The 20,150-nt window shown below is 61.2% G+C and carries 20 protein-coding genes; 10 read left to right on the plus strand and 10 right to left on the minus strand.

Annotated features, from left to right (window positions below; genetic code table 11):
* Positions 1-9: 9 nt before the first annotated feature.
* The 3 genes from ACQRBV_RS24580 to ACQRBV_RS24590 are packed head-to-tail and all read left to right on the plus strand — an operon-like array spanning position 10 to position 1,507.
* Positions 10-588, plus strand: a complete 579-nt coding sequence (locus ACQRBV_RS24580; RefSeq protein ID WP_411985553.1) for an RNA polymerase sigma factor — start codon at positions 10-12, stop codon at positions 586-588.
* The gene (locus tag ACQRBV_RS24585; RefSeq protein WP_060757151.1) at positions 585-1,016 is read left to right on the plus strand and encodes a hypothetical protein; all 432 of its coding nucleotides are present in this window, start codon (positions 585-587) and stop codon (positions 1,014-1,016) included. The genes ACQRBV_RS24580 and ACQRBV_RS24585 overlap by 4 nt, the downstream gene beginning before the upstream one ends.
* Positions 1,013-1,507: a periplasmic heavy metal sensor gene (locus ACQRBV_RS24590; RefSeq protein WP_060757150.1), complete on the plus strand. Its 495-nt coding sequence runs from the start codon at positions 1,013-1,015 to the stop codon at positions 1,505-1,507. Before ACQRBV_RS24585 ends, ACQRBV_RS24590 begins: the two co-directional genes overlap by 4 nt.
* A gap of 103 nt (positions 1,508-1,610) precedes the next feature.
* Here the strand turns inward: ACQRBV_RS24590 and ACQRBV_RS24595 are convergent, their stop codons facing one another.
* Positions 1,611-1,973: an NUDIX hydrolase gene (locus ACQRBV_RS24595; RefSeq protein ID WP_060757149.1), complete on the minus strand. Its 363-nt coding sequence runs from the start codon at positions 1,971-1,973 to the stop codon at positions 1,611-1,613.
* Between the two features lie 126 nt (positions 1,974-2,099).
* Between ACQRBV_RS24595 and ACQRBV_RS24600 the strand changes: the two genes are divergently transcribed.
* The 3 genes from ACQRBV_RS24600 (at position 2,100) to ACQRBV_RS24610 (ending at position 4,445) form a co-directional block, all read left to right on the plus strand.
* Positions 2,100-3,089, plus strand: coding sequence for a Gfo/Idh/MocA family protein (locus tag ACQRBV_RS24600; RefSeq protein ID WP_161549475.1), 990 nt, complete (start codon positions 2,100-2,102; stop codon positions 3,087-3,089).
* A gap of 27 nt (positions 3,090-3,116) precedes the next feature.
* On the plus strand, positions 3,117-3,746 hold the full coding sequence (locus ACQRBV_RS24605) for a ribonuclease T2 family protein (protein ID WP_411985552.1): 630 nt from the start codon (positions 3,117-3,119) through the stop codon (positions 3,744-3,746).
* 111 nt (positions 3,747-3,857) lie between these two features.
* Entirely contained in the window at positions 3,858-4,445 is a 588-nt protein-coding gene (locus ACQRBV_RS24610; RefSeq protein ID WP_161549477.1) for a LysE family translocator, read from the plus strand.
* Here the strand turns inward: ACQRBV_RS24610 and ACQRBV_RS24615 are convergent.
* The 8 genes from ACQRBV_RS24615 to gloB form a co-directional block, all read right to left on the minus strand.
* Complete coding sequence (locus tag ACQRBV_RS24615; RefSeq protein ID WP_090371542.1) at positions 4,387-5,262, minus strand: AraC family transcriptional regulator; 876 nt, start codon at positions 5,260-5,262, stop codon at positions 4,387-4,389. The genes ACQRBV_RS24610 and ACQRBV_RS24615 overlap by 59 nt on opposite strands.
* Positions 5,263-5,367: 105 nt before the next feature.
* Positions 5,368-6,990, minus strand: coding sequence for an ABC transporter ATP-binding protein (locus ACQRBV_RS24620; RefSeq protein WP_411985551.1), 1,623 nt, complete (start codon positions 6,988-6,990; stop codon positions 5,368-5,370).
* Position 6,991: 1 nt separating this feature from the next.
* Positions 6,992-8,011 (minus strand): ABC transporter permease, encoded by a 1,020-nt coding sequence (locus ACQRBV_RS24625; RefSeq protein ID WP_017738565.1) that lies wholly within the window; start codon positions 8,009-8,011, stop codon positions 6,992-6,994.
* Position 8,012: 1 nt separating this feature from the next.
* Positions 8,013-9,086, minus strand: a complete 1,074-nt coding sequence (locus ACQRBV_RS24630) for a microcin C ABC transporter permease YejB (RefSeq protein ID WP_060757143.1) — start codon at positions 9,084-9,086, stop codon at positions 8,013-8,015.
* Complete coding sequence (locus tag ACQRBV_RS24635; protein ID WP_411985550.1) at positions 9,087-10,925, minus strand: extracellular solute-binding protein; 1,839 nt, start codon at positions 10,923-10,925, stop codon at positions 9,087-9,089.
* Positions 10,922-12,751, minus strand: coding sequence for an extracellular solute-binding protein (locus tag ACQRBV_RS24640; RefSeq protein WP_411985549.1), 1,830 nt, complete (start codon positions 12,749-12,751; stop codon positions 10,922-10,924). Before ACQRBV_RS24640 ends, ACQRBV_RS24635 begins: the two co-directional genes overlap by 4 nt.
* A gap of 220 nt (positions 12,752-12,971) precedes the next feature.
* Complete coding sequence (locus tag ACQRBV_RS24645) at positions 12,972-14,378, minus strand: transglycosylase SLT domain-containing protein (protein ID WP_060757140.1); 1,407 nt, start codon at positions 14,376-14,378, stop codon at positions 12,972-12,974.
* 98 nt (positions 14,379-14,476) lie between these two features.
* Positions 14,477-15,244, minus strand: coding sequence for a hydroxyacylglutathione hydrolase (gene gloB / locus ACQRBV_RS24650; RefSeq protein ID WP_060757139.1), 768 nt, complete (start codon positions 15,242-15,244; stop codon positions 14,477-14,479).
* A gap of 65 nt (positions 15,245-15,309) precedes the next feature.
* Between gloB and ACQRBV_RS24655 the strand changes: the two genes are divergently transcribed.
* Both ACQRBV_RS24655 and rnhA read left to right on the plus strand, forming a co-directional pair.
* Entirely contained in the window at positions 15,310-16,068 is a 759-nt protein-coding gene (locus tag ACQRBV_RS24655; protein WP_411985548.1) for a class I SAM-dependent methyltransferase, read from the plus strand.
* Positions 16,069-16,100: 32 nt separating this feature from the next.
* Positions 16,101-16,553, plus strand: coding sequence for a ribonuclease HI (gene rnhA, locus ACQRBV_RS24660; protein ID WP_003173571.1), 453 nt, complete (start codon positions 16,101-16,103; stop codon positions 16,551-16,553).
* A gap of 3 nt (positions 16,554-16,556) precedes the next feature.
* Here rnhA and ACQRBV_RS24665 read toward each other — a convergent pair whose 3' ends face one another.
* Positions 16,557-16,865: a DUF2388 domain-containing protein gene (locus ACQRBV_RS24665; protein WP_060757137.1), complete on the minus strand. Its 309-nt coding sequence runs from the start codon at positions 16,863-16,865 to the stop codon at positions 16,557-16,559.
* 202 nt (positions 16,866-17,067) lie between these two features.
* Between ACQRBV_RS24665 and dnaQ the strand changes: the two genes are divergently transcribed.
* Complete coding sequence (gene dnaQ / locus ACQRBV_RS24670; RefSeq protein WP_411985586.1) at positions 17,068-17,808, plus strand: DNA polymerase III subunit epsilon; 741 nt, start codon at positions 17,068-17,070, stop codon at positions 17,806-17,808.
* A gap of 67 nt (positions 17,809-17,875) precedes the next feature.
* Positions 17,876-20,131 (plus strand): Orn/Lys/Arg decarboxylase N-terminal domain-containing protein, encoded by a 2,256-nt coding sequence (locus ACQRBV_RS24675; RefSeq protein ID WP_060757135.1) that lies wholly within the window; start codon positions 17,876-17,878, stop codon positions 20,129-20,131.
* Positions 20,132-20,150: the final 19 nt, after the last annotated feature.

Here is a 20,150-nt window from a genome sequence, read left to right on the forward strand (position 1 = left end):
ATTACCCGATTGAAAGACACTGATCCGGACGTTGAGCTACTGGCACGTATCGGCAACAACGAAGCCGCCGCGGTCAATGAAATGGTGACGCGCAAGCTGCCGCGGTTGCTGGCGCTTGCCGGCCGGCTGTTGGGGGATGCCGACGAGGCCAGAGACGTGGCTCAGGAAAGTTTTCTACGAATCTGGCGCCAGGCGGCCAGTTGGCGTGCCGGTGAAGCGCGCTTCGACACTTGGCTGCACCGAGTGGCGCTCAACCTGTGCCATGACCGCTTGCGTCGACGCAGAGAACGCCCGTTGAATGAGGACGAGGTGCTGGAGCTGGCGGACAGCGCACCGTCCCCTGAGGAACAGTTGGAAACCAGCCAGCGCAGCGCCCGCATGGCCGCCGCGTTGGCGGCTTTGCCGGAGCGTCAGCGCGAAGCCATCGTGTTGCAGTATTACCAGGAGCTGTCGAACATCGACGCCGCGGCCCTGATGAATATCAGCGTCGAGGCACTGGAGAGCCTGCTGTCGCGGGCCCGCCGCCAGTTGCGCAGTCAACTTGCCGACACACCCGGGCTCGCCCGCCCAGGAAGGGGAACACCATGACACTTGAACGATTTGCTTACCTGGCCGATGCCTACGGCGCCAGCCTGCACCGCTGGCCCGTTGCCGATCAAGCGGCGGCCCGCGCCTTGCTCGACAGCGGCGACCCTGGCGCCCGCGAAGCACTGAGTGCGGCGAGTTGGCTCGATCAGCAGATGGACAGCCATCAGCTGGCGCCCGTCGACCCCGCACTGGTGCGCCAAATTCGTCAGTCGGCTGTGCAACGCAGGTCATTCTGGTCGCGCTATGCCAACTGGTTGTCACCGGCCGGTCTGGTGGGCGTGGGCATTGCCGGTATCGCTGCCGGGGTGCTGGTGGCGTCGATGAGCGTGCCGCTGCCGATGTTGTCATCCGAAGTGTTGCCCAGCGTCTTCGATCAAGGCGATGCCGACGTCGTGTTTACCGTCAACGCCGAGGAAACCGAGCAATGACAGCCAAAACCCTTAAGCCGTGGTTGGTCGTCTCGGTGTTGCTCAACGTATTTTTGATTGGCGGGGTGGCGGGCGGCCTCTATCACTGGATGGCCGTTGCCGCGCCTGCCGAGGCGGTGGTCAACCAGCATGGTCTGCGCCAGGCGATGTTCAAGTTGCCGGTCGAGCGGCGTAAGGAGTTGCGTCAGTTGCTGCGCCACAACCGTGCCGACAGCCAGCCGTTGATCATGGCGGGTCGTGAAGCCCGTCTGGGGGTGATCAAGCAATTGGAGGCGCCGACGCTGGACCGCGCGGTGCTGGTGTCTGAATTGGCCAAGGCACGTGAGGCGGATGTTGCGCTTCGGGCGTTGGTGGACGATACCTTGGCGCAGTTTGCGAGTAATTTGCCTCAGGATGAGCGGCAGAAATTGGTTGAGGCGCTTTATCAGCGGGGGCAGGGGAAGGCCAGGGAGAAGATGACGCAAGGGCTGGGGAGTAAGCCGCGTTCTTGAGCGGGGTGGCTACCTATCCATTGCTGCGGGAACGGCTGATGGCGCTGCCGCGTTCGTCAATTCCTTTGTCGAACGGCAGGGCGTAGAGACAGTTATGCAAGGGTCAGAGGCGACGCAGGAAGGCTTTGACGATATGCCGCGTGGCGTCGGTGGTGTCCAGGTCGTCCACGGCGGTGTAGGGGTGCCACCGGCAATCGATGATTTCGTTGCAGGGCCGCGCGTCCGCGAGGTTGATCACTGAGGCTTCAAACACGTGGTGCTCGGTGTCACTGGTTTTCAGTTCTTGCAGGTAGAGCAGGCCGTCGACCTTCAATCCGGTTTCTTCGTGCAACTCCCGCTCGGCCGCGCCCACTGGGCGTTCGCCGGGTTCGACCTTGCCACCCGGCAAGGCCCATTTTGATCGGACTTTGCGCACGAAGAGGATATGCCCCTCATGTGCGCAAATGACGGTTGCGCGTGTTTTCAATGTGTGAAGCTCCGTAGCGAGATGACTGTCATCAAAGTGTAATGCAATTGTCATGCTGGGCGGCTGTGGCACTTGCATCAGGGGATGTGGATACTGCTCGCTGGACAACACGGACGAGGAAGGCAGATGAGTACCGTACGCTGGGGCATGATCGGCTGTGGCAGTGTCACTGAGTTAAAGAGTGGACCCGCTTTCTACAAAGCGCCAGGTTCGGCGCTGGTGGCGGTGATGGGGCGACGTGTCGAAGCGGTGCGCGATTATGCGGCACGCCATGGCATCGCTCGCTACTACACCGACGCCCAGGCGTTGATCAACGACCCCGAGGTGGATGCGGTGTACATCGCCACACCGCCCGACAGCCATCTTGAATACAGCCTGATGGTGGCGGCAGCCGGCAAGCATTGTTGCGTCGAGAAACCCATGTCGTTGAATGCCGGGCAGAGCGCGTTGATGCAGCGCACTTTCGAGCGCGCCGGGCTGCATTTGTTTGTGTCCTACTATCGACGCTCCTTACCGCGCTTCCAGCAAGTGCGCGATTGGCTGCAGACCGGGCGCATCGGTGAGTTGCGTCATCTGACCTGGACCCTGTGCAAGCCGGCCGCCGCAGCGGATACCAACCCGGCCAACTGGCGCACCGACCCGGCGATTGCCGGTGGTGGCTACTTTGCCGATCTGGCCAGCCATGGTTTTGACCTGTTTCAGTACCTGGCCGGGGATATTGTCGATGTGGCCGGGTTCACCGCGCGCCAGGCCGGCCGTTATGCCGCGGAGGACGCGGTGACCGCCAGCTGGCGCTTCGCTTCGGGTGCGCTGGGCATGGGCGCCTGGAACTTTGTGGCGGACCGGCGCGAAGACCGGGTCGAGTTGATCGGCAGCCATGGGCGCATCTGCTTTTCGGTGTTCGAAGACCAGCCGATACGTCTTGAAGCGCAGGCCCATGAAGTGCTGACCGTGCCGTGCCACGCGCATATCCAATGGCATCACGTGCTGGGCATGAATGCGCATATTCGCGGGGAGGCGCAGCACCCCTCGTTGGCCATCGAAGCATTGAAGACCGATCAAATCCTTGACCAGGTGTTGCAACGTAACCCCGTTCATCCCGAGTCGTCGTACTAAAGTCAGCTTTTTTCAAGGAACACGCAGATGAAATACTGGATGTTGTTATGGCTGGTGCTGGCCACGGGGGCCGTGGCGGCTCCGCGCAGCCAAGGGCAGGCGGGGGAGTTTGATTTTTATGTGTTGTCGTTGTCGTGGTCGCCGACCTTTTGCCTGACGCACCCGGACAACGAGCAGTGTTCGGGCAAGGGGTACGGCTTTGTACTGCACGGTTTGTGGCCGCAATACGCACGGGGCGGGTGGCCGGCCTCGTGCGACTCGCCGTCGTCGCTGAACCGCCAAGCCATGGACAAGGGCGCCACGTTGTTCCCCAGCCGTTCACTGATCAAGCATGAATGGGCCAAGCATGGCACGTGCTCCGGGCTTGAGCCGCTGGCCTATCTGGAAAAGGCCGACGCCGCGCTGGGGGTGGTGAATATTCCGCCACAGCTGCAGCCGCTCAACTCGCCGGCGTCATTGCCGGCCCAAGCGATCGAGGCGTTGTTTCGCGAAAGCAACCCACGCATGGGCAACCACGGGCTGGCGGTGATCTGTAAAGGCAAGGTGCTGTCGGAAGTGCGCGTGTGCCTGACCAAGGATCTGGCGTTCGCCGGCTGCCCACGCAGCGTCAAGACCCAGTGCCGTGACGGGGATATCCGCATTCCTTCACAGCGTTGAAGCAACAGCGCCTTGCTGTTCGGCGCCAGAGGGTGATTTTCTTCAATACCGCGCGTGCCTTGCCCTTTAACGTAACGTCATCTTGATCGTCACCACCTAAAGGGAATCGCAATGAGCTTGATCATTTCCATGGCCGCCTTCGCCTTGGCGACCTCCATTACGCCGGGCCCGGTCAATGTGGTCGCCTTGAGTTCCGGTGCGCGCTTCGGTTTCGCCGCCAGTCAGAAGCACGTATTTGGCGCCGCCGTGGGTTTTACTTTGTTGCTGGTGCTGATCGGCCTCGGGTTGCATGAGGTGCTGTTGCGCTGGCCCATCCTCACCCAATTGATTCAGTGGGGCGGTGTGGCCTTCCTGCTGTACATGGCCTGGAAACTGGCCGTGGACGATGGCCGGTTGGACGCTGAGGGTACGGCTACCGCACCGTCGATGCTGTATGGCGCGATCATGCAGTGGCTCAACCCGAAAGCCTGGTTGGCCTGTGTCGCGGGCATGGGCTTGTTTGTGGCCGATGGCGACGCCGCGCAGGTCTGGCTGTTCGCGGCGCTCTATCTGGTGATCTGCTACCTGTCGGTGGCGTGCTGGGCCTATGCCGGCACGTTCTTGCGTCGTTACCTCGGCAACCCGCAGGGTGTGCGCCTGTTCAACCGTTCAATGGCCGCGTTGCTGGTGGCCAGTGTGGGTTATTTGCTGATGGCTTGAGCCGGTCGCGGTACTGGCCAGGCGTGGCGGCGAAGTGCTGTTTGAAGGCGCGCTGGAAATGCGCCTGGTCGGCAAAGCCCGCCGCCAGTGCCACATCGGCAATCAGCTTGCCCTGGCGCAGTTGGGCGCGGGCAAACTGGATGCGTTGGTTGATCAGGAAGGCATGGGGCGTCAGCCCGTAATACTGCTTGAAGGCGCGGATCAGGTACGAGGGCGACAGCTCGGCGGCCAGGCAGATGTCTTCCAGTTTCAAGGCTTGCGTGCAGTGCGTGCGAATGTAGTCGGCCGCCCGTTCCAGCTTGTGGTTGACCTCGCGTACCGGAGTGTCCGCAGGGTTGAGGCGCTGTTGGACTTCGGTGAAATAACTCACCAGCGCGCTTTGTTTTTGCAGATGTTCAGCCTGTGTATCCACCAGTATCCGGTACAACTCCAGCAGGCCGCGATACAGCAGCGGATCGCGCACGTAGGGCGTATTGAACGGCCGGTAACCCTGGTCGGTGCTGAAGCCCAGTTGGTACTGCAGGTCAGTCAGCCAGGGCGTATCGATGTACAGCATCTGATAGGACCACGGCTCATTGTCGATGGGGTTGCAGGCATGCACGTCGCCGGGGTTCATCAGGACCACCGTGCCCGCGTCGATCTCGAAGGTCTGTGTACCGTAGTGGTAATAGCTGCGTCCGGTGGTGATTGCCCCAATCGAAAAATGCTCGTGCGCATGCCGGCTGTAGGTCACCTTGCGCCCGTCCGCAATAGTGCGCGCCTCAATGAACGCCAACGCAGGGTCGCGCCAGAAAAACGGTGCTGTAGCGGCGGTCATGGCAGGCGCTCCCTGAAAGAATTGGAATGAGCAGGCAACAGGCTCATACAAAAGGTGGGCTTATTCAAGCCTTGTGCATCACACGATACGCTGCCACGCGGCGCTCTATTGGCCTGACTGATTAACGGGAGGTGGCACCAGGAACGCCGCCTCCAGCAATTGCCGGGTGTACGCATGCTGCGGATCGGCAAAAATCGTCCCGGCCTCGCCTTGTTCCACCACCTGCCCATGCTTGACCACCATCAGTTGGTGGCTCAACGCCTTCACCACCGCCAAGTCATGGCTGATAAACAGGTAAGTCAGGTTGTACTTGGCCTGCAGGCTGCGCAACAACTCGACCACTTGGCGCTGCACCGTGCGGTCCAATGCCGAGGTGGGTTCGTCCAGCAGGATCAGGCGCGGCTTGAGCACCAGGGCGCGGGCGATGGCGATGCGTTGGCGCTGGCCGCCGGAGAACTCGTGGGGGTAGCGATGGCGGGACTCCGGGTCCAGGCCGACTTCCTTGAGTGCGGCAATAATCGCCGCCTCCTGTTCAGCCGGCGTGCCCATCTTGTGAATACGCAAGCCTTCGCCGACGATTTCGCTGACGCACATGCGCGGGCTCAGGCTGCCGAACGGGTCCTGGAACACCACCTGCATTTCCCGCCGCAGCGGGCGCACCTGTTGCTGGCTGAGCTTGTCCAACTGCTGGCCTTCAAAGCGAATGCCGCCCTGGCTGCCGATCAGCCGCAAGATCGCCAGGCCCAGGGTCGATTTGCCTGAGCCGCTCTCGCCGACAATGCCCAGGGTCTGCCCCTGGGGCAGGTTGAAATGGATACCATCCACCGCCTTGACGTAATCGACGGTGCGGCGCAAAAAGCCTTTCTTGATCGGGAACCAGACCTTGAGGTCATCGACTGCCAGCAACGGCGGCCCGACTTCATTGGCAACCGGCCCGCCGCTGGGCTCGGCGGCCAGCAGTTCCTGGGTGTAGGGGTGGCGGGGCGACTCGAACAGTGTCTCGCAGTCGGCTTGTTCAACGATGCAACCTTGCTGCATCACGCACACCCGGTGAGCGATGCGTCGCACCAGGTTCAAGTCGTGGCTGATCAGCAGCAGCGCCATGCCCAGGCGCGCTTGCAGTTCTTTGAGCAACTCGAGGATCTTCAACTGCACCGTGACGTCGAGGGCCGTGGTCGGTTCGTCGGCGATCAACAGCTCCGGCTCGTTGGCCAACGCCATCGCGATCATCACCCGTTGGCGTTGGCCGCCGGACAATTCGTGGGGCAGGGCCTTGAGGCGCTTGTGCGGCTCGGGAATGCCCACCAGTTCAAGCAATTCCAGGGTACGCCGGGTGGCGACTTTGCCGGTCAGCCCCTTGTGCAGGCCAAGCACTTCGTTGATCTGCTTCTCGATGGAGTGCAGCGGGTTCAACGAGGTCATCGGTTCCTGGAAGATCATCGCGATGCGGTTGCCGCGAATATGCCGGATGGTTTTTTCCTTGAGCGTGAGCAAGTCTTGCCCGGCATAGGCAATGGTACCCGACGGATGCCGCGCCAGCGGGTAGGGCAGCAGGCGCAGGATCGAGTGAGCGGTCACCGACTTGCCCGAGCCGCTTTCGCCGACCAGGGCCAGGGTTTCGCCACGCTTGATATCGAAGCTGACGTTGTTCACCACGCGGTGATGGTGATTGCCCGTGACGAACTCGACGCTGAGGTCGCGGACTTCGATCAGATTGTCCTGGTTCATCTCATTTCCTCGGGTCGAAGGCATCGCGAGCGGACTCGCCGATAAACACCAGCAAACTCAGCATGATCGCCAGCACGGCAAAGGCACTCATCCCCAGCCACGGCGCTTGCAGGTTGGATTTGCCCTGGGCCACCAGCTCGCCCAGGGACGGCGAACCGGCCGGCAAGCCGAAGCCGAGGAAGTCGAGGGCCGTGAGGGTGCCGATGGCGCCGGTGAGAATGAACGGCATGAAGGTCATGGTCGAGACCATGGCGTTGGGCAGGATATGGCGGAACATGATCGCGCCATTTTGCATACCCAGCGCCCGGGCTGCGCGGACGTATTCCAGGTTGCGCCCGCGCAGGAACTCGGCGCGCACCACGTCCACCAGGCTCATCCAGGAGAACAACAGCATGATCCCCAGCAGCCACCAGAAGTTGGGCTGCACGAAGCTGGCGAGGATGATCAGCAGGTACAACACCGGCAAGCCCGACCAGATTTCCAGGAAACGCTGCCCGGCCAGGTCGACCCAGCCGCCGTAGAACCCCTGCAACGCGCCGGCGATAACGCCGATGATCGAGCTGAGGACGGTCAGGGTCAGGGCAAACAGCACCGACACCCGGAACCCGTAGATGACCCGGGCCAGGACATCACGGCCCTGGTCATCGGTGCCCAGCAGGTTGACGCTTGACGGCGGTGCGGGCGCCGGGACCTTCAGGTCGTAATTGATGCTCTGGTAGCTGAACGGGATCGGCGCCCATAAGGTCCACGCATCCTTGGCCTTGAGCAGCTCCTGGATGTACGGGCTCTTGTAGTTGGCCTCCAGCGGGAACTCGCCGCCGAAGGTCGTCTCGGGGTAGCGCTTGAGCGCTGGAAAGTACCAGTCGCCGTCGAAATGCACCGCCAGCGGCTTGTCATTGGCGATCAGTTCCGCACCCAGGCTGAGCACGAAGAGGATCAGGAACAGCCACAGCGACCACCAGCCGCGTTTGTTCGCCTTGAACCGCTCGAATCGGCGGCGATTGAGGGGGGACAGGTTCATCTCAATGCTCCCGGCTGGCGAAGTCGATGCGCGGATCGACCAGGGTGTAGGTGAGGTCGCCGATCAACTTCACGATCAGCCCCAGCAGGGTGAAGATGAACAGCGTACCGAACACCACCGGGTAGTCGCGGTTGATCGCCGCTTCAAAGCTCATCAGGCCCAGGCCGTCGAGGGAGAAGATCACTTCGACCAGCAACGAGCCGGTGAAGAAAATCCCGATGAAGGCCGACGGGAAACCGGCGATGACCAACAGCATCGCGTTACGGAATACATGGCCGTAGAGCACACGATGGTGGGTCAGGCCTTTGGCCTTGGCGGTGATCACGTACTGCTTGTTGATCTCGTCGAGGAAGCTGTTTTTGGTCAGCAGCGTCATGGTCGCGAAGTTGCCGATCACCAGCGCGGTGATCGGCAGTGCCAGGTGCCAGAAGTAATCGAGGATTTTGCCGCCCCAACTCAACTCATCGAAGTTGTTCGAGGTGAGGCCGCGCAACGGGAACCAGTCGAAGTAACTGCCGCCGGCAAACACCACGATCAGCAGGATGGCGAAGAGGAACGCCGGGATCGCATAGCCGACGATGATCGCCGAACTGGTCCACACGTCGAAGTGGCTGCCGTGTCGCGTGGCCTTGGCGATACCCAGCGGGATCGATACCAGGTACATGATCAGCGTGCTCCACAACCCGAGGGAGATGGACACCGGCATCTTCTCCTTGATCAGGTCGATGACCTTGGCATCGCGGAAGAAGCTGTCGCCGAAGTCCAGCCGGGCGTAGTTCTTGACCATGATCCACAAGCGTTCCGGCGCCGATTTGTCGAAGCCGTACATCTTCTCGATTTCCTTGATCAGCGCCGGGTCCAGCCCCTGGGCCCCCCGATAACTGGAGCCGGCCACGGAGACTTCGGCACCACCGCCGGCAATACGGCTGGTGGCGCCTTCAAAGCCTTCGAGCTTGGCGATCATCTGCTCCACCGGGCCGCCGGGGGCGGCCTGGATGATGATGAAGTTGATCAGCAATATGCCGAACAGCGTGGGGATGATCAGCAGCAGGCGGCGAACAATATAGGCCAGCATTCAATTGCCTCCGCTCGCCGGGTCGGCGCTTTGAGTCGTGTCCAGGGAAACCGCGGGCTTGACGTTGGGTTTAGCCCACCAGGTGATGGTGCCGACGTCATAGCGTGGCGGCACCTTGGGGTGGCCCAGGTGGTCCCAGTAGGCGACGCGGAACGTCTTGATGTGCCAGTTGGGAATGACGTAGTAGCCGAACTGCAGCACGCGGTCCAACGCCTTGGCGTGAGCGACCAGGCTTTTGCGCGAGTCGGCGTTGATCAACTCTTCGACCAATTGGTCGACCGCCGGGTCCTTGAGGCCCATGTAGTTACGGCTGCCGGGTTTGTCGGCGCTGGGGGAACTCCAGAACTCACGCTGCTCGTTGCCGGGCGATGTGGATTGGGGGAAGCTGCCCACCAGCATGTCGAAGTCGCGCGAGCGCAGGCGGTTGATGTACTGCGACACGTCGACCCGGCGAATCACCAGGTCGATGCCCAAATCGGCGAGGTTGCGCTTGAAGGGCAGCAGGATCCGTTCGAATTCGGTCTGGGCCAGCAGGAACTCGATGGTCACCGGTTTGCCGGTGGTGTCGACCATTTTGTCGTTGACGATCTTCCAGCCGGCCTGCTGCAGCAATTGGTAAGCCTCGCGTTGCTGGGCGCGGATCATGCCGCTGCCGTCGGTCTTGGCCGGTTCGAAGGCTTGGGTGAAGACCTCGGCCGGGATCTTGTCGCGCAGCGGTTCGAGAATTGCCAGCTCGTCCGGGCCGGGTAGACCGGTGGCGGCCATTTCCGAGTTTTCAAAGTAGCTGCGGCTACGGGTATAGGCGCCGTTGAACAGTTGCTTATTGCTCCATTCAAAGTCCAGCAACAGGCTGATCGCCTTGCGCACACGTACATCCTGGAACATGGGCTTGCGGGTATTGAACACAAAACCCTGCATGCCGGTGGGGTTGCCGTTGGGGATCTCTTCCTTGATCAACCGACCTTGAGCGACCGCCGGAATGTTGTAGGCGTTGGCCCAGTTCTTGGCGCTGATCTCCAGCCAGTAATCGAACTGCCCGGCCTTCAGCGCTTCCAGGGCGACGGTGTTATCGCGGTAATAGTCGGTGATGCGGCTGTCGAAGTTGTAGAAACCCTGGGTGACCGGCAGGTCCTTGGCCCAGTAGTCCTTGACCCGCTCATAGCGAATCATGCGTCCGGCCTTGACCTCGACGACCTTGTACGGCCCGCTGCCCAGAGGGATTTCCAGGTTGCCCTTGGAAAAGTCGCGGGTCGCCCACCAATGCTTGGGCAGTACCGGCAATTGCCCGAGGATCAGCGGTAACTCGCGATTGTTGGTGCGTTTGAACTTGAACAGCACGCGCAATGGGTCTTCAGCCACCACTTCATCAACGTCGGCGTAGTAGGTGCGGTAGATCGGTGAACCGTCCTTGAGCAGTGTCTGGAAGGTGAACACCACATCGTCGGCGCGGATCGGCTGCCCATCATGAAAGCGCGCTTCGGGGCGCAGATAGAAGCGTACCCAGCTGTTATCCGGGGCCTTTTCGATCTTGCCGGCGACCAGGCCGTATTCGGTGACGGGTTCGTCCAGGCTCTGCATGGCCAGGGTGTCATAGACCAGGCCGATGTTATCGGCGGGCACACCTTTGCTGATGTAGGGGTTGAGGCTGTCGAAGCCGCCCATGGCCGACTCGCGGAAAGTACCGCCCTTGGGCGCATTGGGGTTTACGTAGTCGAAGTGCTTGAAGTCGGCGGGGTACTTCGGCGGCTCGTTGTAGAGCGTCAACGCATGTTGCGGCGCGGCCTGGGCCGCGGTACACAGCAAGAGGCTGCCAAGCAGTGCCGTACGCAAAGACATCATTGGGCTTTCTCCGAAGCTTTGAGCCACCATGCGCTCAGGCCCAGACTGTAGGGCGGCGTGGTGACAAAGGCGAACCGGTTGCGGTAGGCCAGTCGATGATAGTTGAGGTACCAGTTGGGAATGCTGTAGTGCTGCCACAGCAGCACCCGGTCCAGCGCCCGGCCGGCGGCCAGTTGCTCCTCGCGGGTTTGCGCGGCGAGCAGTTGTTCCAGCAAGTGATCGACCACGGGGTTGGCGATGCCTGCATAGTTCTTGCTGCCCTTGATCGCGGCCTGGCTGGAGTGGAAGTACTGCCACTGCTCAAGACCCGGGCTCAAGGTCTGGTTGAGGGTCATCAGGATCATGTCGAAGTCGAACTGATCCAGGCGTTGCTTGTATTGCGCCCGGTCAACGGTGCGCAGGCGGGCGTCGACGCCGATGCTGATCAGGTTCTCGACATAGGGCTGCAGGATGCGCTCCAGGTTCGGGTTGACCAGCAGGATCTCCAGGCGCAGCGGCTGCCCCTGGCTGTCGAGCAAGCGTTGCCCCGACAGCTTCCACCCGGCATCTGCGAGCAATGCCAAGGCACGACGCAGGGTGTCACGGGGGATGCCACGCCCATCGGTCTGCGGCAGGCTGAACGGCTGGGTGAACAGTGGCGCCGGCAACTGCTCGCGGTAGGGTGAGAGCATCAGCCATTCATGCCCCACCGGCACACCGGTCGCCGAAAACTCGCTGTTGGGGTAGTAACTGACGCTGCGTTTGTAAGCACTGCTGAACAGCGAGCGGTTGGTCCATTCAAAGTCGAACATCAGCCCCAGGGCTTCGCGCACTTTGGCTTGGCTGAAAGTCGGCCGCCGTGTGTTCATGAACAACCCCTGGCTTTGGGTCGGGATCTGGTGGGCGATCTGCGCCTTGATCACGTCGCCTCGGTTGACCGCCGGAAAGTTGTAGCCCGTGGCCCAGTTCTTGGCCTGGTGCTCGATATAGATGTCGAACTCGCCGGCCTTGAAGGCTTCGAACGCGACGTCACTGTCACGGTAGAACTCCACTTCGACCTTGTCGTAGTTGTAGAAACCCTGGTTGACCGGCAGGTCCTTGCCCCAGTAGTCCTTGACCCGCTCGAACACCAGTTGCCGCCCCGGCGTGACCTTGGTGATGCGGTACGGCCCGCTGCCCAGTGGCGGCTCGAAGGTGGTGGCCTTGAAGTCGCGGTTTTTCCAGTAATGCTGGGGCAGCACGGGCAACTCGCCCAGGCGCAGGATCAGCAGCGGGTTGCCGGCGCGCTTGAAGACAAAGCGGATACGATGACGATTGAGAATGTCGACCCGCGCCACTTCCTGCAAGTTGGTGCGGTATTGCGGGTGGCCTTCGGTCAGCAGCGTACGGTAGGAAAACGCCACGTCATACGCCGTGATCGGCTTGCCATCGTGAAAGCGGGCTTCGGGGCGCAGATTGAACACCACCCAACTGCGGTCCTCGCTGTACTCCACCGATTGCGCGATCAGGCCGTAGCTGGACGTGGGCTCATCCCCGGACGGCGCGTACTGGCCGGTGCCGACCATCAGCGGCTCGTTCAGCTCGTTGACGCCGTATTGCAGGAAATTGGCGGTGGAAACCGGGCTGCTGCCCTTGAAGGTGTAGGGGTTGAGCGTGTCGAACGTGCCAAATGCCATCACCCGCAACGTACCGCCTTTGGGCGCTGCAGGGTTTACCCAATCGAAGTGGGTGAATTTGGCCGGGTACTTGAGTGTGCCGAACTGCGCGTAACCGTGGCTCTCGGTAATCGTCGCGTTCGCAGCAAAGCTCAAGGCCAGACTTATTAGTAGAAGGAGGGGACGCTTCAAGGCAGAGATCCGATCCAGGCGGCTTGGGCTTTATGATCGGTACAGTAACAGCTTGTTCCCGCTGGAAAAAGCTGGTTTATGTAGCGAGCGGGCTTGCCCCGCGCTGGGTGGCGCAGCCACCCCAAATCCAGGCACCTCGGTCTTTCTGACACACCACGGCGTCTTTGTTAGGGCGGCTGCGCCGCCCAGCGCGGGGCAAGCCCGCTCACTACAGAAACGGCTATCGTGGGCCGGAAACGACGAGCATCTGCCCTGGCTTCAATGCCTGGCCCGTGCGCGGGTTCCAACGCTTGAGGTGTTGCATCTCAACGTTGAAGCGCTTGGCAACGATGTACAACGAGTCGCCTTTCTTGACCTTGTATTGCACCGGCTTCTTGCTGCTGGCCACGACTTTGCGCGTGTCCTGCATCACCAGGGTCTGGCCGACCTTGAGTGCCTGGCCGTTGAGCTTGTTCCAGCGTTGCAGGTCATGCACGTCGACCTTGTTCGCCTTGGCGATCAGGGTGAGGTTGTCGCCAGTGCGCACCTTGTAGCTGCGGGTACGTCCGGCAACGGCTTTTGTCTCGACTTCGTCGAACACGGCCTTTTTCGGGCGCATGGCCAGCAATTCCTCCGGACGCATCGTCGAAAGGGTGCTGGTCAGCAGATGCGCCTTGGAACTGGGCACCAGCAGATGCTGGGGGCCGTCCAGGGTGGTGCGTTGTTTCAGGGCCGGATTGAGCTGGAACAGTTCGTCTTCGTCGATTTCAGCCAGTGCCGCGACCCGTGACAGGTCCATGCTCTGTTTGACTTCAACCACTTCGAAGTACGGCTGGTTGGCGATCGGGCTCAGGTTGACACCGTATGCCTCCGGTGCCAGTACCACTTGGGACAGCGCCAGGAACTTGGGCACGTAGTCCTTGGTTTCCTGGGGCAGGGGCAGGTTCCAGTAGTCGGTGGGCAGGCCTAGTTTCTCGTTACGCTCGATGGCCCGGCTGACCGTGCCTTCGCCGGCGTTATAGGCCGCCAGGGCCAGCAACCAGTCGCCGTTGAACATGTCATGCAGGCGCGTCAGGTAGTCCAGTGCGGCGGTCGTGGAAGCGGTGATGTCACGGCGGCCGTCGTAGGCGCGGGTCTGGCGCAGGTTGAAGTAGCGCCCGGTGGAGGGAATGAACTGCCACAAACCGACCGCATCGCTACGCGAATAGGCCATTGGGTTGTAGGCACTTTCAATCACCGGCAGCAGCGCCAGCTCCAGGGGCATGTTGCGTTCTTCAAGGCGCTCGACGATGTAGTGAATGTAGAGGCTGCCGCGTTCTCCGGCGTTTTCCAGAAAGGACGGGTTGCTGGCGAACCACAAGCGCTGTTGCTCGATGCGCGGGTTGACGCCCAGGCCTTCCTGCAATTGAAAGCCCCGTCGCATGCGTTCCCAGACATCCTGGGGCACTTCGGGGCTGGGCTTCTCTGAGAGCCAGATAGGTTTTTGCTTGATCTTGGCGGCAAGATTGGGTTTGGGTTGCACGGTGGATTGTGCAGCGAAATTTGTCGATTGGCAGCCCGCCAGAGTCGCGGACACAGCCACCGCCACGGCTTGAGCCAGGCGGGTCAATGCGTCTGAAGAAATGGATTTACGAATAGATGACGACATTGGCTGGAAGTAAGTTCCGGGCAAAAATGTCGGGCGATTCTAGAAAGCGCTTCGGTTCCGGTCAACCATTCAGAAATTGCGTATCAGATTGCTTCCCGTTAGAACTTATCTTTCCACGCCCTCAAGCTAGCAAACACCTCGGCCCCAGAGCGGTTGTCGCGACCGTTCCGTTCGTCCGCTTTTTGTTTAACGGATGTTTCAGCGGTGCGCAGAAAAGGGTTGGTGCGTTTTTCCAGGGCCAGGTTCGACGGCAGTGTCATCTCGCCACGGGCTCGCAACTGGTTGACGTCAGCCACCCGTTCGGCAATATCGGCGTTATCCGGCTCCACGGCCTGGGCGAATTTAAGGTTGCTTTGCGTGTACTCGTGAGTGCAATACACCAACGTGTCGGCGGGCAGGGCGGCGAGGCGTTGCAGCGAGGCGTGCATTTGCTCTGGAGTGCCTTCGAACAGGCGCCCACAGCCGGCGGCGAACAGCGTGTCGCCACAGAACAGTACGCCCTGGTGGTAATAGGCTATGTGGCCCAGGGTGTGGCCGGGCACCGTGTAAACGTCGAAGTCCCAGCCCAGCACCGTGACACGGTCGTTATCCAGCAGGGCAATGTCGCGTGCCGGGATCTTCTCACTGGCCGGGCCGTAGACCTTGGCGTCGGTAGCACTTTTCAAGGGCTCCACACCGCCGACATGATCATGGTGGTGGTGGGTGATCAGGATATCGCTGAGCTGCCAGCCGGGGTTGGCCTGGAGCCAGGCAAGTACCGGCCCGGCATCGCCAGGGTCGACGACGGCGCAGCGCTGGGTGCTTGGGTCTTGTAACAACCAGATGTAGTTGTCGGTGAAGGCGGGTAGCGCACTGATCTGTATCATTCTTCGATTCGCCAAGCTGAACACATTGGTGCATCTTAGAACGTCTAGGCGAGTTGGAGAATGCAATGACTGATAAAGCGTTCGCCCAGGCCGATCCTGAGTGGCTGGCCCTGATCAGCGCGGCCCGCGAGTGGCTGTCCGGGCCGATAGGGCAATTTCTGCTGGACGAAGAACGGCGCATGCTCGAAGACGAGCTGGGGCGCTTCTTCGGCGGTTACCTGGTGCATTACGGCCCCTCGGCGCAGACGCCGCCGTCGGCCCCACAGGTGCAGCGCAATGTGCGTCTGGGGGCGCCGTTGCCCGGTGTGGAAATCGTATGCGAGGAACAAGCCTGGCCACTGAGCGAGCACGCCGCCGATGTGGTGGTGTTGCAACATGGCCTGGATTTTTGCCTGTCTCCCCACGGTTTGCTCCGTGAAGCCGCCAGCAGCGTACGCCCCGGTGGCCATCTGCTTATTATCGGCATCAACCCCTGGAGCAGTTGGGGAATGCGCCATCTGTTCGCCCATGACGGCCTGCGCCAGGCGCGCTGCATCGCGCCGTCGCGGGTGGGAGACTGGCTGAACCTGCTGGGCTTCGCGCTGGAGAAACGCCGCTTCGGGTGCTATCGTCCGCCGCTTGCGTCGACCAAGTGGCAGACACGCCTGGCCGGCTGGGAGCGCCGGGCCGGGGCCTGGCAGCTGTCGGGTGGTGGCTTCTATTTGTTGGTGGCGCGCAAGATTGTGGTCGGGCTTCGGCCGGTGCGCCAGGTGCTACGCCAGCCCGTGGGCAAGCTGGTGCCGATGCCGATGGCCAAGGTCAACCGCAAGCAGAGTGAACCGTAAAACCCTTTTTTTGATTTCAGGCCGAGTGACCGATGACCGATAGCGTAGAACTCTTCACCGACGGCGCCTGCAAGGGCAACCCTGGCCCGGGCGGCTGGGGTGCCCTGCTGGTGTGCAAGGGCGTGGAGAAGGAACTGTGGGGCGGCGAAGCCAACACCACCAACAACCGCATGGAGCTGATGGGCGCCATTCGTGGCCTGGAAGAGCTCAAGCGACGCTGCAACGTGCTGCTGGTGACTGACTCGCAGTACGTGATGAAGGGCATCAATGAGTGGATGGTCAACTGGAAAAAACGGGGTTGGAAGACTGCCGCCAAGGAACCGGTCAAGAATGCCGACCTGTGGCAATTGCTCGATGAACAATGCAATCGCCACGACATTACCTGGAAATGGGTACGCGGGCACATCGGCCATCCCGGTAACGAGCGGGCAGACCAGTTGGCTAACCGTGGCGTGGACGAAGTGCGGGGTTACAAGCAGAGCTGATGTTCAGAGTGCGGCGATGGCCTGTGCCAGCTGCATGTCGGTAAAGGTTTGCCCTGGCAGGCGTTCGCGAATGTGTACCAGCGCCGCCTCCAGGCGCACACCACGGATCTGGCCATCCGTGGCAACAAAAGATTCGGCGTCGTCCCGTGCCGCTTGAACGATCTTGTCATCCTTGAATGACGAACTGGTGCCCCGAGTGGCACTCATGGACAGGCTCACCAGCGCGTCGGTGGTCATGACGAAGCTGGTGGCGTGTGCCGTGCAGGTGCTGCCCAACAGCAACAGGGTGCACAGTAGTTTTGGCGGGTTCATGGTGGTTGTGGGACCTGTATCAACTAGGGCGTGCAGGCTAACAAGGGCGCCTTGGGCAAAACTGCTGCAGCTTTGCTAAGGATTGTAAAAAACTGTCGAGCCTTGAGCGCCTTGGCCCGGTCTTGGGTTGCCCGGGCCATGGCGTGCTAAGATTGCGCGCCTTGAAATACATCACACCGCTGAGAGTTGAACCCTGATGGCCATCCGATCCGTAGTACTCGATACCGAAACCACCGGCATGCCGGTGACCGATGGTCACCGGATCATCGAGATCGGCTGCGTCGAGTTGATGGGCCGTCGCCTCACCGGCCGTCATTTCCATGTCTACCTGCAACCGGATCGGGACAGTGACGAGGGCGCTATCGCCGTTCACGGCATCACCGATGAATTCCTCAAAGGCAAGCCGCGCTTTGCCGAAGTGGCCGATGAGTTCTTCGAGTTCATCAACGGCGCCCAACTGATCATCCATAACGCGGCGTTCGACGTTGGCTTCATCAACAACGAATTCGCCCTGATGGGGCAGATGGACCGGGCGGATATTTCCCAGCACTGCTCGATCCTCGACACCCTGATGATGGCGCGTGAACGCCACCCGGGCCAGCGCAACAGCCTCGATGCATTGTGCAAACGCTACGGTGTCGACAACTCCGGCCGTGAATTGCATGGCGCCTTGCTCGACTCCGAGATTCTCGCCGACGTCTACCTGACCATGACCGGTGGCCAGACCAGCCTGTCCCTGGCTGGTAATGCATCCGACGGCAGCGGCTCGGCGGAAGGTTCGGGCAATCGCCCTTCGGAAATTCGCCGGCTGCCGGCTGATCGTAAAGCGACCACCATTATCCGTGCCAGCGAGCAGGACCTGGCCGAGCATGCGGCGCGATTGGAAGCGATTGCCAAGGCGGCGGGTGCACCGGCGTTGTGGTCGCAGCTGGCGGAGCAATAATCTTCATTCGCCACATTCTCTTCCAGCTTCTACCCTGAGTGCATAGCCCTCAGGACCACAAGCCGTCATGTACAAAGACTTGAAGTTTCCCGTTCTGATCGTGCATCGCGACATCAAGGCCGACACCGTTGCCGGTGACCGGGTTCGAGGCATCGCCAGGGAATTGGAACAAGAGGGCTTCAGTATCTTTTCTGCCGTGGACTATGCCGAGGGGCGGCTGGTGGCATCGACCCATCACGGCTTGGCCTGCATGCTGATTGCCGCTGAAGGTGCCGGGGAAAATACCCATCTGCTGCAAAACATGGTCGAACTGATTCGCCTGGCACGGGTGAGGGCGCCCAACCTGCCGATCTTCGCGCTGGGCGAGCAAGTCACTCTGGAAAACGCCCCGGCGGACGCCATGAGTGAACTCAATCAACTGCGCGGCATTCTTTATCTGTTCGAAGACACGGTGCCGTTTCTCGCCCGGCAGGTGGCTCGCGCTGCGCGGACCTACCTGGACGGCTTGTTGCCACCATTCTTCAAGGCCCTGGTCCAGCACACCGCCGATTCCAATTACTCTTGGCACACCCCCGGCCACGGGGGCGGCGTGGCCTATCGAAAAAGCCCGGTGGGGCAGGCGTTCCATCAGTTTTTCGGTGAGAACACGCTGCGTTCGGATTTGTCCGTTTCAGTACCGGAACTCGGTTCGCTGCTGGATCACACCGGGCCGCTGGCCGAAGCCGAAGCCCGCGCCGCACGCAACTTTGGCGCTGACCACACCTTCTTCGTCATCAATGGCACGTCCACCGCCAACAAGATCGTGTGGCACTCCATGGTCGGCCGTAACGACCTGGTGCTGGTGGATCGCAACTGCCACAAGTCGGTACTGCACTCGATCATCATGACCGGGGCTATCCCGCTGTACCTGTGCCCGGAGCGCAATGAGCTGGGCATCATCGGCCCGATTCCCCTGAGCGAATTCAGCCCCGAGGCCATCCGCGCCAAGATCGACGCCAGCCCCCTGACCCGTGGCCGGCCGGCGAAGGTGAAGATGGCGGTGGTGACCAATTCGACCTACGACGGCTTGTGCTACAACGCCGAGCTGATCAAGCAACAACTGGGCAGCAGTGTCGAGGTGCTGCACTTCGATGAGGCCTGGTACGCTTACGCGGCCTTTCACGAGTTTTTTGCCGGGCGCTACGGCATGGGCACTTCACGCACACCGGACAGCCCCCTGGTGTTCACCACCCACTCGACGCACAAGTTGCTGGCCGCCTTCAGCCAGGCGTCGATGATCCATGTTCAGGATGGTGGCGCCCGCCAACTGGATCGTGACCGCTTCAACGAAGCCTTCATGATGCATATCTCCACTTCGCCGCAATACAGCATCATCGCCTCGCTGGACGTCGCCTCGGCAATGATGGAAGGGCCGGCCGGGCGCTCGCTGTTGCAGGAAATGTTCGACGAAGCCCTGAGCTTTCGTCGTGCGTTGGCCAACCTGCGCCAGCATCTGGCCGCTGACGATTGGTGGTTCTCGATCTGGCAACCGCCGTCGGTGGCGGGCATCGACCGGGTTGTCACGACGGACTGGCTGTTGCATCCCGGCGACGACTGGCATGGTTTTGGCGACGTGGCCGAGGATTATGTGCTGCTGGACCCGATCAAAGTGACGCTGGTGATGCCTGGCCTCAACGCCGGAGGAGCCTTGAGCGACCGGGGTATCCCGGCGGCGGTGGTCAGCAAGTTCCTCTGGGAGCGCGGGCTGGTGGTGGAGAAGACCGGCCTGTATTCATTCCTCGTGTTGTTCTCCATGGGCATTACCAAAGGTAAATGGAGTACCTTGCTCACCGAATTGTTGGAGTTCAAGCGTAGCTACGATGCCAATGTCAGCCTGGCCAGTTGTTTGCCATCGGTGTATGCCCAGGGGCCGTCGCGCTATCAGGGTCTGGGGCTGCGTGACCTCTGTGATCAATTGCACAGTTGTTACCGCAGCAATGCCACCGCCAGGCACCTCAAGCGCATGTACACGGTGTTGCCGGAAATCGCGATGAAACCGGCCGACGCCTACGACCAACTGGTGAGAGGTGAGGTGGAAGCCGTTTCCATCGATGCCTTGCCTGGGCGCATCGCAGCGGTGATGCTGGTGCCTTATCCGCCGGGCATTCCGTTGATCATGCCCGGCGAGCGTTTTACCGAGGCAACGCGGTCGATCATTGATTACCTGGCATTCGCCCGCACGTTCGACAGCGGCTTCCCCGGGTTTGTCGCCGATGTTCATGGGCTGCAGCACGAAGATGACGGTCATGGTCGTTGTTACACCGTCGATTGCATCAAGGATTAAGGATGGTTATGCACGCAGT

Source organism: Pseudomonas sp. R11F, from assembly GCF_050312575.1.
Lineage (GTDB): Bacteria > Pseudomonadota > Gammaproteobacteria > Pseudomonadales > Pseudomonadaceae > Aquipseudomonas > Aquipseudomonas palleroniana.